Source organism: Paeniglutamicibacter sulfureus (genome assembly GCF_039535115.1).
Taxonomy (GTDB): Bacteria; Actinomycetota; Actinomycetes; order Actinomycetales; family Micrococcaceae; genus Paeniglutamicibacter; species Paeniglutamicibacter sulfureus.
Window position 1 is genome coordinate 2,926,343 of the sequence record NZ_BAAAWO010000001.1, and the last position, 14,318, is coordinate 2,940,660.

13 protein-coding genes and 2 pseudogenes are annotated in these 14,318 nt (G+C 59.7%); 6 read left to right on the plus strand and 9 right to left on the minus strand.

Going from position 1 to position 14,318, the window contains the following annotated elements:
- Window positions 1-14: 14 nt before the first annotated feature.
- The gene (locus ABD687_RS13355) at window positions 15-986 is read right to left on the minus strand and encodes an asparaginase (protein WP_310290435.1); all 972 of its coding nucleotides are present in this window, start codon (window positions 984-986) and stop codon (window positions 15-17) included.
- A gap of 150 nt (window positions 987-1,136) precedes the next feature.
- On the opposite strand from ABD687_RS13355, the gene ABD687_RS13360 reads away from it, so the two are divergent.
- Window positions 1,137-2,210, plus strand: coding sequence for a LacI family DNA-binding transcriptional regulator (locus tag ABD687_RS13360; protein ID WP_302263684.1), 1,074 nt, complete (start codon window positions 1,137-1,139; stop codon window positions 2,208-2,210).
- A gap of 324 nt (window positions 2,211-2,534) precedes the next feature.
- Here the strand turns inward: ABD687_RS13360 and ABD687_RS13365 are convergent, their stop codons facing one another.
- Entirely contained in the window at window positions 2,535-2,894 is a 360-nt protein-coding gene (locus ABD687_RS13365; protein WP_302263683.1) for a hypothetical protein, read from the minus strand.
- A 150-nt stretch (window positions 2,895-3,044) separates the two neighbouring features.
- Between ABD687_RS13365 and ABD687_RS20730 the strand changes: the two are divergent.
- Window positions 3,045-3,223, plus strand: a pseudogene (locus ABD687_RS20730) (DUF4158 domain-containing protein); the annotation flags it as partial.
- Here the strand turns inward: ABD687_RS20730 and ABD687_RS13370 are convergent.
- Both ABD687_RS13370 and ABD687_RS13375 read right to left on the minus strand, forming a co-directional pair.
- Window positions 3,205-3,399 (minus strand): DUF302 domain-containing protein, encoded by a 195-nt coding sequence (locus ABD687_RS13370; protein WP_310290431.1) that lies wholly within the window; start codon window positions 3,397-3,399, stop codon window positions 3,205-3,207. The pseudogene ABD687_RS20730 and the gene ABD687_RS13370 sit on opposite strands and share 19 nt — an antisense overlap.
- Window positions 3,400-3,487: 88 nt before the next feature.
- Window positions 3,488-4,813, minus strand: coding sequence for an MFS transporter (locus ABD687_RS13375; RefSeq protein WP_302263682.1), 1,326 nt, complete (start codon window positions 4,811-4,813; stop codon window positions 3,488-3,490).
- A gap of 211 nt (window positions 4,814-5,024) precedes the next feature.
- On the opposite strand from ABD687_RS13375, the gene ABD687_RS13380 reads away from it, so the two are divergent.
- Window positions 5,025-5,549 carry a hypothetical protein gene (locus ABD687_RS13380; RefSeq protein WP_302263681.1) on the plus strand — a complete coding sequence of 175 codons (525 nt, stop codon included), beginning with the start codon at window positions 5,025-5,027 and terminating at the stop codon, window positions 5,547-5,549.
- Window positions 5,550-5,804: 255 nt separating this feature from the next.
- Here ABD687_RS13380 and ABD687_RS13385 read toward each other — a convergent pair whose 3' ends face one another.
- Window positions 5,805-7,202, minus strand: a complete 1,398-nt coding sequence (locus ABD687_RS13385; RefSeq protein WP_302263680.1) for an SLC13 family permease — start codon at window positions 7,200-7,202, stop codon at window positions 5,805-5,807.
- A 12-nt stretch (window positions 7,203-7,214) separates the two neighbouring features.
- On the minus strand, window positions 7,215-8,030 hold the full coding sequence (locus tag ABD687_RS13390; protein WP_302263679.1) for a maleate cis-trans isomerase family protein: 816 nt from the start codon (window positions 8,028-8,030) through the stop codon (window positions 7,215-7,217).
- 146 nt (window positions 8,031-8,176) lie between these two features.
- Here ABD687_RS13390 and ABD687_RS13395 point away from each other — a divergent pair, with 146 nt between their 5' ends.
- Window positions 8,177-8,983 (plus strand): IclR family transcriptional regulator, encoded by an 807-nt coding sequence (locus ABD687_RS13395; protein ID WP_344761001.1) that lies wholly within the window; start codon window positions 8,177-8,179, stop codon window positions 8,981-8,983.
- Window positions 8,984-9,103: 120 nt separating this feature from the next.
- Window positions 9,104-9,712, plus strand: coding sequence for a flavin reductase family protein (locus ABD687_RS13400; protein ID WP_264271719.1), 609 nt, complete (start codon window positions 9,104-9,106; stop codon window positions 9,710-9,712).
- A gap of 640 nt (window positions 9,713-10,352) precedes the next feature.
- On the opposite strand, the pseudogene ABD687_RS13405 reads toward ABD687_RS13400, so the two are convergent.
- From ABD687_RS13405 to lhgO, 3 genes and pseudogenes are all read right to left on the minus strand, one after another.
- Window positions 10,353-11,090: pseudogene (locus ABD687_RS13405) on the minus strand (pyruvate kinase); the annotation flags it as partial.
- A gap of 176 nt (window positions 11,091-11,266) precedes the next feature.
- Window positions 11,267-11,743: a hypothetical protein gene (locus ABD687_RS13410; RefSeq protein ID WP_302263678.1), complete on the minus strand. Its 477-nt coding sequence runs from the start codon at window positions 11,741-11,743 to the stop codon at window positions 11,267-11,269.
- A gap of 528 nt (window positions 11,744-12,271) precedes the next feature.
- Window positions 12,272-13,522, minus strand: coding sequence for an L-2-hydroxyglutarate oxidase (gene lhgO / locus ABD687_RS13415; protein WP_310290424.1), 1,251 nt, complete (start codon window positions 13,520-13,522; stop codon window positions 12,272-12,274).
- Window positions 13,523-13,581: 59 nt separating this feature from the next.
- On the opposite strand from lhgO, the gene ABD687_RS13420 reads away from it, so the two are divergent.
- Window positions 13,582-14,310 (plus strand): GntR family transcriptional regulator, encoded by a 729-nt coding sequence (locus ABD687_RS13420; protein WP_302263676.1) that lies wholly within the window; start codon window positions 13,582-13,584, stop codon window positions 14,308-14,310.
- The last annotated feature ends 8 nt before the right edge of the window (window positions 14,311-14,318 follow it).

A 14,318-nucleotide genomic window follows, 5' to 3' on the forward strand; every position in this document is an offset into this window, starting at 1 on the left:
TGTTTCGGATCGGTTTAAATGTGAGCTGCGAGCAGCTCAGGGTTTGGTTTTTGGCCGTGTGAGAGCATCAATGCCAAGAGCAGGCGGGCCTGGAAAAGTGGCAGCGAGCCGAGCTGCAGCGCGCCCGCCCTGACCACGTCGGCCCCGCCTCCGTTGCCGTAGAACGGGACCACGGGGCCTTCTGGAACCCGGGTGCCCAACCCTACGGTGATTCCAGCCTGCACGGCTTCCTCGACCCAGGCCAGGATCGACGAATTGCCGTTGCCCACGCCGCTGCCGGCGATGATGACGCCTCGGGCTCCCGCCTCAACGGCGGCCCTGGCAAGGGTGGCGTCGGAACCCGGGTGGACGGTAACGATGTCGACTCTGATGCTATCGAATGCGGGCGGGGGCAGGGCAAGAGCCCTGGGCCGGATGGGGGCCGACATGAAATGGGGTTGGCCGTTTGCGATTTGGCCGATTGGTCCGCCGTCCATGGTCTTGAAGGGGGAGGGCGCGACGGTGTGGGCCTTGCGGGTGCCCCTGGCTGCATAGATGTTGCCGGCGAAACTGATCATCGTGCCCTTGTCGCGGGCGGAAGGACTTGCCGCGACCCCGATGGCCTCCTGCAGGTTTCCCGGGCCGTCCGGGCAGGGGTGGTCGGCAGGGCGTTGGGCGCCGGTCAGCACCGCGGGCTTGGAAGAGTGCTGGACCAGGTCCAGGAGATATGCCGTTTCTTCCATGGTGTCGGTTCCGTGCGTGACTACGACGCCATCCACGCCGCCATCGGCCAGTTCCGCGGCGACAGCTTCGCAGATCAGGCGAAGTTCGCGGTGGCCTAACAGGTAGGAACCGAGCCGCATGACATCACGTGAGGACACGTTGGGCCCTCCAGCGGCGATGCCGCCGAGCAGTTCGCCCGCTCCGCGGCTTGCAACCGAGGCTCCTCGATCGTTTTCGCTCGAGGCAATGGTCCCTCCCGTTGCCAATACCGAAACCTGAGGCATGCTATGCACCTTCACCTGGACCCTTCTGTCGCATGGATAGTCCCGCTTCAATTGCTGCCGCGGGAACGAATACCGCTAGCATGCCCCACACAAACGTTTGCCGCAAGTGCGTCATGTCACGTCGCCGCTATGAAATATGCTGGGTCATTGATGAGTGCACAACCGGTCGCGCAGGCAGCCGAGGCACGCGGCACCTTCGGAGGAGACATGGACAAAGGTTCAGGACCCGTTACCTTGCGCATGATTGCCGATGAGGTCGGGGTCAATGTTTCCACCGTTTCGCGGGTCATCAACTCCTCCGACAAGGAGGCCCGGCGCTGGGCCTCCAGCGACATGATAGACCGAATACGAACGGTGGTTGCCGCCCGGGGCTACCAACGAAACCCCCACGCAGCGAGCCTGCGCACACGTCGCTCGGGGCTCGTGGGCGTACTGGTCCCCCGGCTTCAGGACTTTGTCCTGGCCACCGTCTACGAAGGCATCGAAGAAGCCGCAACGGAGCAGGGGATCTCCACCTTTGTCACCAACTCCCTCGACCGGCCGGAAAACCAGGCCTCCCGCACCGAGCTCATGCTCTCGCGGCGCGTTGACGGGCTCATCTTCGGCGATGCCCATACGGGGGACCCGTTTCTTGACACCCTCGCCAAGCGCGGCATCAAGTTCACCCTGGTCTCCAGGCGGTCGGGCGACCACATCTCCGCCACGTGCGACGACATCATGGGCGGTAGGCTCGTTGCCGAGCACCTTCTGGCGACCGGCCGCAGGGACATAGGCATCCTGTCGGGCCGCGACTACGCCTCCACCGGCAACGACCGAACGGCCGGGGTGGTCCAGGCCTGCTTGGAAGCAGGCATCAGGATCCGTCCCGAGCGGATCGTCCACGGAGGCTTCGATGCCCCGGGCGGACGGCAGGCAACCGAACGCCTGCTTGTGCAGGGTGGCTGCCCCGATGCCATCTTCGCCACCAACGACTTCGCCGCCATTGGCGCCATGGGCGTCTTGCGCGATCGCGGCATCACGGTGCCCGACGACGTGGCCATCGTCGGCTACAACGACACCCCACTGGCGGCCGAGCTTTCCATCCCACTGACCACGATCCATTCGCCGATGCATGAGATGGGACGGGCCGGGTTGAACCTGCTGCTCGCGATGCTGCGTGGCGAACCCGTCGAGTCGGTCCGACTGGCTCCTGAACTGATTGTTCGCGCCTCGACCGCAAGCTGAAAGTCAGTAATGCCTCGGTCGTAAGGGTGACAAGCAACACCTTTCCCGTGTATCGTCCCTTTCTGACACATGCACAAACGTTTGTGTATGTGCTCTCACACACTCACGCAGGTTCCCCGCATTCCACGGGCCCATCTTGTTCGACCGTTTGCGCAAAAGTTTGTGAAACTTTCTCCACCCGAAAGGAAAGGAGCAGTCCATGGATTCCACAACATCGGCATCACGCCGCACCCAGACTGCCGCTACAAAAATAGAACCGTGGAACGTGTGTTCCACTCGTGGCAGACCTGGGACGGGTGGTTTCCGAAGCGGGTGGAGCATTCTTCAACCCAGCCATAGTGCTCGGAACACAAGTAGCTGCAAAACTCCCTCACCACGTACTGGTAGGTGCGAATCGTCGAGGGAGCCAGTTGCTTGACTGCCACCAGATGCATCATCCACTTCGTCAAAATCGGCGGCGGTCCAGTTCCAGTTCCAGGGCCAGTCGTTGATATACGCCTGAAACTGCGAAATCTGGCTCACGGTGCCTCGCACGGAGGATTCCTTGAGGTTCCGTCCGCCACGCTGGCGCATCTGCCAGCCCTCCAGCATGGCAGTGAAAACCGATTCTGCGTCGTTCAGGAAGGAGACACCCGGCAAAAGCGACAGCGAGGCAGAACCCGGCGGCACTCCTCGATCAGCCACAATAATCTTCCGTCTAATGCACTATTCCTGCATTAGACGGAAGATTTCTCGGTATGCCCAGAGTGCGGAGTGTTCCGTCCTTTTCGGGGTCGGGGGAAGAATCGCCCGGAAATTCACGCTAAGGAGTCAGCGGCCTGTTGATTGGGGGGCATGGCGGTCGATTTTCTAAGTGATGAGCAGGTCGCAGGGTTCGCGGATTCCCCGACGAGGTACCAGCGGAGGACCTGGAACGTTTCTGTTGGTTGGACGATGCCGGCTTATTGGTGGTCGGTCGCCGCCGGGGAATGCACAACCGCCTGGGATTTGCTGTTCAACTGATCACGGTGCGGGTAGATGATGTAGTCCCCCACGGCCTCCCGGCCTCCTGGCCCAGCTTTTGGGTGAAGGTCTCCTTCACGTTGATCACCGTCAGGACACCGACTCCCTGTTCCGCCAGGGCGCCGCGTGTCCGTTCGACGGCGTCTTGCCAAGACAGCGGCACGGTGATGGCGTGGGTGTAGTTCACTGTGGTTCTCCTCGGGTCGTGGTGTGGAGGCGCGCCGTGGGCAGTTGCGTGCTCCGCTACGGTAGGGGACCTCGGTTCCGTGCCCACGCTACGGGTTGGTGTGGTCGCGCGGCAGCATTGCCGGGGCATCGCCGGCAGGGGTTGGCCGGGGATGCGGTGGGTGCGTTTCATACATGCGGATCGCGACGGCGATCGCTGCGGCCACACTGAGTGCCGCGGCCATCCACAGTGCCGCGTTGAGCCCCACGAGGTCGGCGACGATCCCGCCGATGATGGCACCAACGGCGTATCCGAGGTCGCGCCAGACCCGGTAGATGCCCACCGCTCGTCCACGCCATGAGGGATGGGCGACGTCGCCGACTGCGGCCAGCAGAGTGGGGTACACCATCGCGGTTCCCGCACCGAGCAACACCGTTCCGGCCGCCCACCCTCCAAAGCCGCTTCCGAGCGCGATGATCGCCAGGGCTGTGGCCTGGACCAGCATGCCGGCGGTGATGAGGTGCTTGCGCCCGATCCGGTCAGAGAGGGCCCCGGTGAACATCTGGCCAATGCCCCACACCCCGGGATAAAGGGCGAAAAGCAGGCCGATCTGGCTGGTGCCGAGGTCCGCAGTGGCGAACAGCAGCGGGAACAGGCCCCAGGAGAGGCCGAAATTCAGGTTGTTCACCAGGCCGGCCAGGCTCGCCGAGGACAAGGCAGGTTCGCGGAAGCTGGTCAGGGAGAAGATTTGGCGGTTGGATAGTTTGGCATCCCGACCATGCCGGGCGGAGGCGCCCCGGGAGGCAATGTTTCCGGCATCCAGGAGGGCGTGCGGGCGGGTCTCCCTGACGAACACCCCGGACAGCAGCAGTGCCAGGGCCGTGTAGGCGATCCCCAGGAGGAAGGGCGCGGGTCGCAGCCCGTATTGTTCGGCGTGGTATCCGGCCAGTAGGGAGGTGGCGGCCACGGCCCCGTAGCCGGCGGCTTCGTTCAGGCCCATGGCCAGGCCTCGTTGGGCCGGACCCACCAGGTCGATTTTCATGATGACGGTGGTGGACCAGGTCAGGCCTTGGTTGATGCCAAGCAGCACGTTCGCGGCGATGGCCCAGCTCCAGTCCGGGGCAAGGATGAGCATCAGCGGCACCGGGATGGCGAAGAGCCAGCCGGCCAGCAGCACGGGTTTGCGTCCGTAGCGGTCCGAGAGGGTTCCGGCGAACCAGTTGGAGGTTGCCTTGGCGATCCCGAAGGCGGCCACGTAGGTGAAGAGGAACGTGTATCCGCTGAGGCCGAATTCGGCGTGGGCCAGCAGCGGCAGGACGGCTTGCTGCTGCCCGACCATGCCCCCAACCAGGGCGTTGATCGCGACGAGCAGGGCGAACTGGGTCGCGTTGGCGCGCAGGCCCAGGGCGGTGGCGGCGCTGTGCTGGTTTGCCATCCCCGCATGCCCGCTGCGACGCACGTCCCTGGGATCCCCCGCCACCACCACGGCACCCGAAGCCCACTAGCCCTCCGGCTCCTTGCCGTCCTGCCGCCCAGCCCCGGCACCCCAGGAGTCCGAGCATGAAGCAGCCTGTCGTCGCGCGCACCCCCACCTTGAAATACGTGATTGACCCCGTGCCCATCCTCAAATCCAAGGGAGTGCTCTAATGCCCCGTTCCAGGATCCCCCATGCCCCCGACTCCAACGCACCCGGTTCCACGCCCCCCGGGCGCGGTGCCGGCCTGTGGTCCAGGGTCGCTGCGTTCTCCTGTGCCGGTCTGGCCGTGCTGGCCATCGCCGGCTGCGCGCAGCTGCCCGGCAACGCCGAGGGCACCGCCCAGGTTTCCCCGACCGTGGAGGCCTCGGTCCCGGTGATCGAGAGCCCGGAAGAGGTCGCGGTGAAGGTCATGAGCCTGTTTGCCCGGCCCGATGAACCGGAGCAGCGCTGGCACGCCGAGATACGCCCCTATCTGGAGAAGGAATATGCCATCGAGGCCGAGTACATCGACCCGGCAAGAATCCCGTTCGACAAGATCCTTTCCGGTCCGGTGATGGACGGTACGGAGCATAATGAGCAGGTTGTAACGGCTGATTTCAAGACCGATGCCGGGACTTGGTATGTGGAGCTGCATCAGAATGCACTCGGTGGGAAGTGGCTCGTCGGTGGCATCCACGAACTGATCAAGCAGTAGAGATGAAGAGGCAGTGACCGCTTAGAAAAATAACCGGTCACTGCCTCTTCATCTCTAGCCAACGAATATGGCTATGTGGAAACCCCTGCCGGCATTCGGCGTAAACACGGACCAATTCCATACTGAGGTCAACAACCCAACAAAAGTTCCGAACACTGGGGCCAAAAAAATCTAGACCAATATGGATAAGCCCGCTGATTCTTTAAACATGCACCGCACTAGGATGCCTTTATCTATTCGTATGTCCTTTCGTGGCTATCCGAGGCCGAGCTGCACGAAGATGAACCACACGAGCATAGGGACAACTGCGATCATTGCGATGGCCCAGAGGAGGAGAGCGCGGAAGAAGAGTCGTTCGTCCTTTGGTGGGGCACTAGCCATGAGGAGCGCGCCGCTGGTGGACATCGGACTAACATCCACTACCGAAGAACTGATGGCAATGGCGGTGACAACTCCGATTGGGCTGAGCAGCGGGTCCAAGGAAATAGGTGTAACAATGGGACTGATTACTCCAAGTGTTCCGGTGGTCGAGGCGAAAGCAGAGACTATAGCGACAACATAGCTCGTAATCAGTGCTGCAATTGATCCGTTACCGAGGCTAGCGATACCGGCCTCGAGTTCTTTCAACGCGCCCATCTCTTCGAGCATTCCGACATAAGTGACGATGCCTGTTACGAGGATAATCGCGTTCCAAGGCAGCCCCTCAATAGCAGGCTTTTGAACTCCGGGCTTGATGCAGATCAGTGCGATAGCGATGATCAGGGACGCAACGCCAACATCCAAACTGAAAACCGTGGTTAGAATCAGTAGGGTTCCCACCCCGGCAAGCGTAAGGATCCTCATAGGAGTCGCGTCCACTTTCACCGGTGCCCCGAGCGAAACTTCGATATCGGGTTGCGTGCGTGGGTCGGCTACAGCGACTCCGGTTTGTGTTCCGGTTGTCGTTCGGTACTGACCTGCGTCATGACCCACGGAGTCATCGGCCAGAGTGGTCCTAAGAGCAGTCCCGCTGCTGGTTGATTCTGAGCGGGGGAGAGGCCGTCCGCCACGCCTGTTCATAATGGCCTGGATAGCGACGTAGGCGATGAAGGCGAGGATAGCGTTGAATATGAAGCAGTAGAGGAAGAGCTTCAGGGAATCTCCGGAGGCATCCGCGTTATCGAGCATCACATTGGCTAGAACACCAAAGGGGTTGACCGGAGAGAAAGCACCAGCGTTGGCTCCTTGGACGATGACTAAACCCATTGCGAGCGTACTGATCCTGAACCTAGAACCCAATGCCAACGCCACAGGTGCCACAATAGCGATCGCCGCAGGCGTGAATGCTCCTGCTGAAGCCAAGCCGGCGGTCAGAAGAAACATTAGTACCGGCACTAGGAAGCGCCGGTCTCCGGCGAGTCGCTCGGCCCAGTACGCGAGTAGATCGATCGTGCCGGTGACGCGCACGATTCCAAACAGCAGCGTAGCTCCAAGAAGGATGAAAAACAGGCCGCTGGGGAATTGTGCGATGACGTCTTTGATGGGCATCCCAACAACGAGACCTCCGACGACGAATGCTGCTACTAATGCAACGAGGCCTGCGTTGACGCGCGTAAATGAGCCGAGAGCAAACGCCCCAATCAGAACGAAGAATGCGATCAGAGACAAAGACATGGTGACTCTCCCCTAAGCACGCCGAGAAGCAACAGGTGCGTAGGCTCCGGAGAGCAGACCCCCAGCTCCGGCAATTGAAGGTTCATGCCCGAGCGCTTTCAGGATCTCGTACGCAGTTGCCGTTGCGGCCGTAATGACGGGTACTCCCAGCAGATCCTCTGCTTTCTGGACCGCAGGTAGTGATGGCATCTGCACACATGCCGAAAGAATCACGGCATCAATACCCTCACGATTGAGGCCTTGAGCAATCATCGGAAGTTTCTGTGGATCCAATGCACCAACGGCTAGATTGTCATCAACTTCTAAGCTGATCGCATCGACTACCTCTATGCCGGCACCTTCGATGTACTCACGCACCATTTGGGTAAGGGGCAGCATGTAGGGCGCTACCATCGAAACCTTTCGTGCCCCGATTGATTGCAGAGTACGCACTAGTGCGCCGGCACTGCTTGAAACCGCAGCAGGGTGACCGTTCTCCTCAGCCGCGGACGCAATGATCTTTTCTGATTTTTCATGGGAATTGGGGCCCTGCGCCATCACCGCCACGAGACAGGCGTAAGCAATGACATCGACGGCGGCGTCAGAAACCGCACGAGCGCATTCCCCCGCTTTATCCACCATGGCCAACAGTTCCTCGCGGTTGACGTTCTTCAGTGCAGCACGCGCGGAGTGGAAGGTGTAATGATGACCCGTGGCCTCTGACTGGCGGCGGAACAATTCCGGAAGTTCCGTTTCCATAGTGGTGTTGGAGCTGGGGACAATGAGTCCGATTCTGGACGTTTTGGCATCCTTCTGTTCAGGGAAAGTTTCGCAAGTAACGGCTGACATGTTCACGGGTTCTCCATTGAAAGCGCAGAATCATAAGTGGGGAATCCCACTCTGTAAGTTGTGAACTCAGTATGCGGGTTATTTGTCGATTGTGTCAACTACGTCACACTACGGACACGAGTGATCTGGAATAAGCAACACCGCAGATGCACAGCGAGGTAAAGTCAGGGCTTATGGAAGCAAAGAAAGCGTCTGCAGCCGCGCCGATTCTCGTACTGCAGAAAGTGGTCCAGATTCTTGACTGTTTCACTGTGGAGGATCCTGAACCGACATTGCAGCAACTGATCAAGAAAACACGACTGCCGTCCAGTACATGCCAACGACTGGTTCAGAACATGGTCCGAGAAGGATTTCTAGACAGGGAAGACGACCGTTACCGCATCGGAATCGGTTTGGTTCGTTGGGCTACTCCAGGCACAGTCGGGCTTGATGTCGTTCGTCTCATCAAACCGATCCTTCAGCGACTGAGGGATGAGACCGGTGAGAGCGCCTGTCTCTACACCAGAGACGGAGCTTTTCGAACGGTTGTGGCTGTTGCTGAGACACGACATGTCGTAATGCGCCCATTCATGGTTGGGCAAGTGATGCCAATTCATGCTGGTGCACCTGGGAAGATCTTTTTGGCATACGATCCTGAAGCCTGGGATGCGCTGAGGGACTTGCCATTGACAAAGTTTGCTCCCTCAACCCCGGACAAGCTAGAAATCCTTGAGCGGCAAGTGGAAACTGCTCGCGAACAGGGCTTTTATGCTGCCTTTGGCGAACGCCATGAAGATGTTGGCTCTATCAGCGCCCCCGTATTCGGTCATATGGGGGCCCTCACTGGTGTTCTAGGTTTGGGGTTCCCAACGCAGCGGGTCGGCCCCAACGACGTTGAACGACTCGGCCCCATCATCGCCCGCTATGCGGTTGAGGCTAGCAACGCATTGGGATACTCGAATCCAGATATATAGATGTCTGGCCCACAATACAGTGACGGTCAACACAGGTCGATAGCATTGGCCGCGAACCTTGGGATACTGGCTGTGCGGAAAAAACACATCGGGGCTGTCGATTGATGATTGACTGGACAGATGACTTCGCACTTCTACCGCCCAGCAGAGGGCCACCGGCTTCCGCACGATCCGTTCAATGCAATTGTCGGGCCGCGTCCGATCGGTTGGATTGGGACACTTTCCCCTGCTGGAGTTCGCAATCTCGCCCCGTACAGCTTCTTCAATGCCTTCTCCTACAAGCCACCACTCATTGGCTTCTCAAGTACGACCCGCAAGCACACCGCGCTCAACGCCGAGCTGAGCGGTGAGTTCACCTGGAACCTGGTCACGCGCCCCCTTGCAGAACAAATGAACGCAACGTCAACGACGGCCGACCTCGATGAATTCGTCGCATCCGGCTTGGAAGCCGCCGATTCCGTTGATATCAGTGCACCGCGCGTCGCCGCCTCACCAGTAAGTTTCGAGTGCCGGGTCAGTGACATCATCCCGCTGCGCGGTGCAGACGGGCACGCTTCCACCGGTGTACTCACGATCGGGGAAGTCATCGCGGTGCACATCGATGAAGCCATGATTCCCGAGGGTATTTATCAGACAGCTCTCGCCCAACCTGTCCTGCGTGCAGGTGGGCCAAGTGCCTACTTCGAGATCCTTGCCGAGGGCCGTTTTGATCTCGTGAGGCCACGCTAGAACTTCAGCAACATATAGAGAGCAGACCAGACAGCTTCTGTGGCTTTCTTGGGTCCGTCAATCGAAGCCGAGCGTCGCGTCCGCACGGGAACCTTCACCGGGTCATTGATCGATGAGAGGGCGAGCGTGGACGTCATACGCAAGCCGATAGCTACCGCCCTGTCGGTATTGGCCCTGTCCATGCGGACACGTCCGCCTCTACAGGTATAGCCAATGTTCTAACAGCAGCGCTGCATATGCCCGTTGTTCTTGAGGCACGGATCAGTCGTGGGAAAGTTCGTGTTCTAAAGATGTGCCCTCTCAGAAGCAGCCTGGGTTTCCTCAGCGCTTCAGCTGGCATCGATGCCCCAATCCTCTGGCCGGAGCTTGTCGAATAGAGGGGCCTCTCGTGCCCCACAATAGCGGCATGGTGAAAATTTTGATACGACCCGAACTCACAAGATGAGGTTGAATGCCCGCGCTGCAACGGCCGCGGTGTATTCGGACTCATGGACAGCATGTGTACGTTCTGCCGCGGCAATCAAGTTGTCGCCACAGAATTCGCCGAGGAGTACGACCGAACTCACAAGATGAGTTCTAGGACCACCACTAGGCCTCGATCCACCGACCCACCCCTGACCGCCGTTTAATTTCGGTGGCTTACCCCGAGGTCGCCGCGGGCCACCATGATGGCGTCGAAGGCGTCGATGATTTCCTCCAGAGCGGCCACGGCCTGGGGCTTTTCGATCTTGGCTATGACGGGGGTGCGTCTGCCTTCCTCATCCATGATTTCGTGGACCCGGCGGATGTCGGCCGCATCCCGCACGAAGGACAGGGTGACAATGTCGACGCCGGTGCGCAGCGCCCAACGCAGATCCTCTTCGTCCTTGGGGGCCAGGGCGGGGATGCTGACGGCCACGCCGGGAAGGTTGATCCCCTTGTTTTTGGAGACGGCTCCCGCCACCACGACCTCGGTCACCACATCGGTGTCCGTGACCGAGGTCGCGCGCAGCGCGACCTTCCCGTCGTCAACCAACAGGAAGTCGCCGGGACTCACATCGCCGGGCAATCCCTTGAAGGTGGTGGAACAGATCTAGGCGGTACCTTCGATGTCGTCAATGGTGATGGTGAACCGCTGTCCCGCGGCGAGGTGGTGTGGTCCCTTGGCAAACCGCCCGAGCCGGATGTTCGGTCCCTGGAGGTCGGCGAAGATCCCGACGGGCCGGTTCAATTCTTCTGCGGCCTTGCGCACATTGAGGTATGTCTGCTCGTGCACGTCGTGCTCACCGTGGCTCATGTTCAACCGGGCAATGTCGACACCCGCTTCCAGGTCGGCGAGTGTGGCAGCGTAGCTGCCGATGGCGGGACCGAACGTGGCAACGTTCTTGGCGCGTCTCATGAATGGATGCTGTCCTTGTGCGGGGTAAGGGTGGCGGATATTTGTTTTCCGAGCTCCGTCAGTAGCGCCGCCGAAAGCTCGGGGTCGCGGGAACTATCCAGGGCGGTCATCGAGCTCAGCGAGAAGTACCAGCCGGCCCCTGCTTCCGCCGCGACGGATTCCGAACCTTGGGAAGCCTAGAACAGGGTGGGGGTGTCCGGGTCGTGGTTGAAGCGTATCGCCGCGATCCGTTCCTGGTTCCATCCGTTGGCCAGCAACTCGTCACGCAATCGCCGTGACCTGTCTGATTGGGCGACACGGCCAACGCCCCAATAGCGCAAGCCCGTTCCATTGCTGTGGCGCCTCTTCTTGATCCGGCCGAGCATGTTCTCCCGGTGGCTCCCCGGCACCAGATGCGAACCGGGATCCGCACTGGCATGGATGCACAGTGGTTCGTCGCAGTCATGCATCAACGAGGGCGTATCATCAAGCCACACACCTGTCAACAGCCAGTAGGCGTAGCGGTGCGGGCGCACCGCCCTGGTATGTCCGTCCCGGTTCACGGTGACCCTGCCGTATCCGTCGTCACTGATCGCTCCGACCCAGAACCAGCAGCCCTCAGGACGCGGTCCCTTGATGACCTTGGACCAGAACCGTCCATCGGCTGCGCGCATGCGAGTGGGCTCCTTACTTGGGGGCGTCGTTGTTGTGGGACACCGACAGCATGGCCGAGGCCACGTACAGCGTGGAGCCTGCCCCCATCCGGGAGAGCAGCCCCGCTGCGATGCGTTTGCTCCTCTATTTATCTGGAAAAGCGCGTTCAATCCCGCCAGGATCTCATAGGGAATGTGGCTAGGTTGTTCAATCGCCTGCTCCGGGGAAAGGTGAAGGGGATGTCTGTTCTCTTAGGCTGTCGTTTTCATGGCGGGGGATGTCATTTAGCGTCTTTAGCAACGAAAATGAAACGCCGGGCATAGCCTTCCTCCTCACATGCTTCAAGCGGCAATGGCGCCACAGACGCCCTTGCCGCTTGAATCGGCAGCCCTTCTGCCTGACGCAAGAAGGGAACAACGAGCGAAAGGTGTGGAGCCCGGCACTCAAACCAGCGACCACGGTGTGAACGACGATCCAGAGATCAGGAAACCGCTGAATCCCAAAAAACGGAAATCAGCGGTTTCCTGCACCACGGTAAAACCCCTTGGTTAGTGAGCGTCGCTCTTCGGCACGCCGTCTGTAACTTTAGACAAAGTTTCGTCGATTTTTTGGGCGAGATGCTCAGCAATGGCCAACGCAGATGTCGCACCGGGAGAGGGAGCATTTCTCAGCGCGGTGACTCGACCCAATTGCTCGATCACGAAGTCATCCACCAACTGTCCGTTTTTATCCATCGCCTGCGCGCGGATTCCGCGGGTAATTGGGGTGGACTGTGCTCCGTCCAAGCTCGGGGCGTAGGCGGCTGCGCCCGCAAGGAACTTTTTGCGAGAAATCACTGCGCCAAATTCATGGATGGCGGCCTTGATGTTCCGTGATGCAAACCTCCAGAAGGCTACGCTGAACACCACGTCGAGGCTGTCCTTGATCCCGATGCCCCAGCCCTTGTAGTTCTCTCGTCCAAACGAAAGGAACGCGTTGGGGCCCACTAGCATTTCGCCATCAACTCGCTTGGTGAGATGTACGCCGAGGAACGGGTATGCGGGGTCAGGAACCGGGTATACGAGCCCGTTAAGGATGCTCCGGTGTTTCGAAGCCAGCATCGAGTATTGGCCGAGGAAGGGAACGATCTTGGGATACGTTGCCCCTCCGGCGAGACGGGCGACCCGGTCGGTCTGAAGGCCAGCGCAAACAATGAGATAGTCAAACCGGTGGCTCGATACCTTCCCACTTTGGTCTACGGTTACGGTGCATTCTTCCCCGGTATTGGAGATGTCTGTGACTTCGCTGTCCAGCAGGAGCTTCCCGCCCGCGTTGGTCACGTCGTCCATCAGTGCGCGCGTAACGGCCGCATAGTCGATGATGGCGGTGTGCGGGGAATGCAGTGCCAAGCGCCCGACGGCGTTGGGTTCAATTTCCCGGATCCTATCCGGTCCAATGAGCTCGACATCAGGTACACCGTTGGCCGTGGCCTTGGCGTAGATGTCTCGAACCCTGCTCTCTTCCTCAGCGGTGAGCGCTACGACGAGTTTGCCGCATTCCTCGTAGGGAACGTTCTTAGCAATTGCGTAGTCGCGCAGTAGATCGACGCCACGCCTGCACAGCCGGGCTTTGAGGCTTCCGGGCTGGTAGTACAACCCTGCGTGGACGACCCCTGAATTATGGCCAGTCTGGTGGGACGCGACTTCGCTTGCCTTGTCGATAACGGTGATCTGCGCGCCCGGATGGCGAAGTGTCAGTTCTCTCGCCACTGCCGCACCGATTATTCCGGCACCCACGACGCCGAACGAATATGTAGACATTGCTACGACTCTCCTTATGAATGTGTCTTGGCTCTTACTTAAATTGGGATAATAGGTAAATGGAATCCGTCAATCGCAACGCAACCCTGACTGAGCAAGCTGTCGATTCAATCCGATTGGAAATCGTCCAGGGTTCACTCATTCCCGGCCAGCTGTACACGGGATCAGAGGTCGCCCTTAAGTTGGGCGTTTCCCGCACCCCGGTCCGCGAGGCACTCATGGAACTCGCGCGTCGTGGCATGGTACGTATCGAAGACAAGAAAGGATTTCGTGTCCTCAATACGTCAGTGGAGACCTTGATCCAGGTTTTCCAGATCAGGGTGATGCTTGAAGTGCCATTGTCTCGGCTGGCAACCATGCGAAAGAACCATTTCTCTTCTGTTCAATTCGAATCCTCGGTAGAAAAATTTCGGGCAGCTGCCGAGTCAGGTGATCCTGACGCGGTGCTGCGCGCGGACAGAGACTTTCACCAAACTTTGCTCGCCGGCTCAGGGAATGAAAAGGCGTTGATCATGCTTCAAGAACAACGTGATTTTGTTCTCAGCACCGGCGTCGGGACCGTCCCCACCTCCCGTTCTGCCAGGGAATGCTTCGATGACCATGCCGACATCATCAGCGGCTATCGAGAAGGCAATGCTCAGGCGGTTGAACGTGCGGTGTTCAGACACATCACGAATACCGCACGGATTCTGATTCACCAGGAAACCCAGAATCGTCCCGAATTCGCTATGGCGGACATCGAACATTCATTCGCCTGGTTGTCCGAGCCAAGCAGAGGTGTCCTCTGACTCCGGCT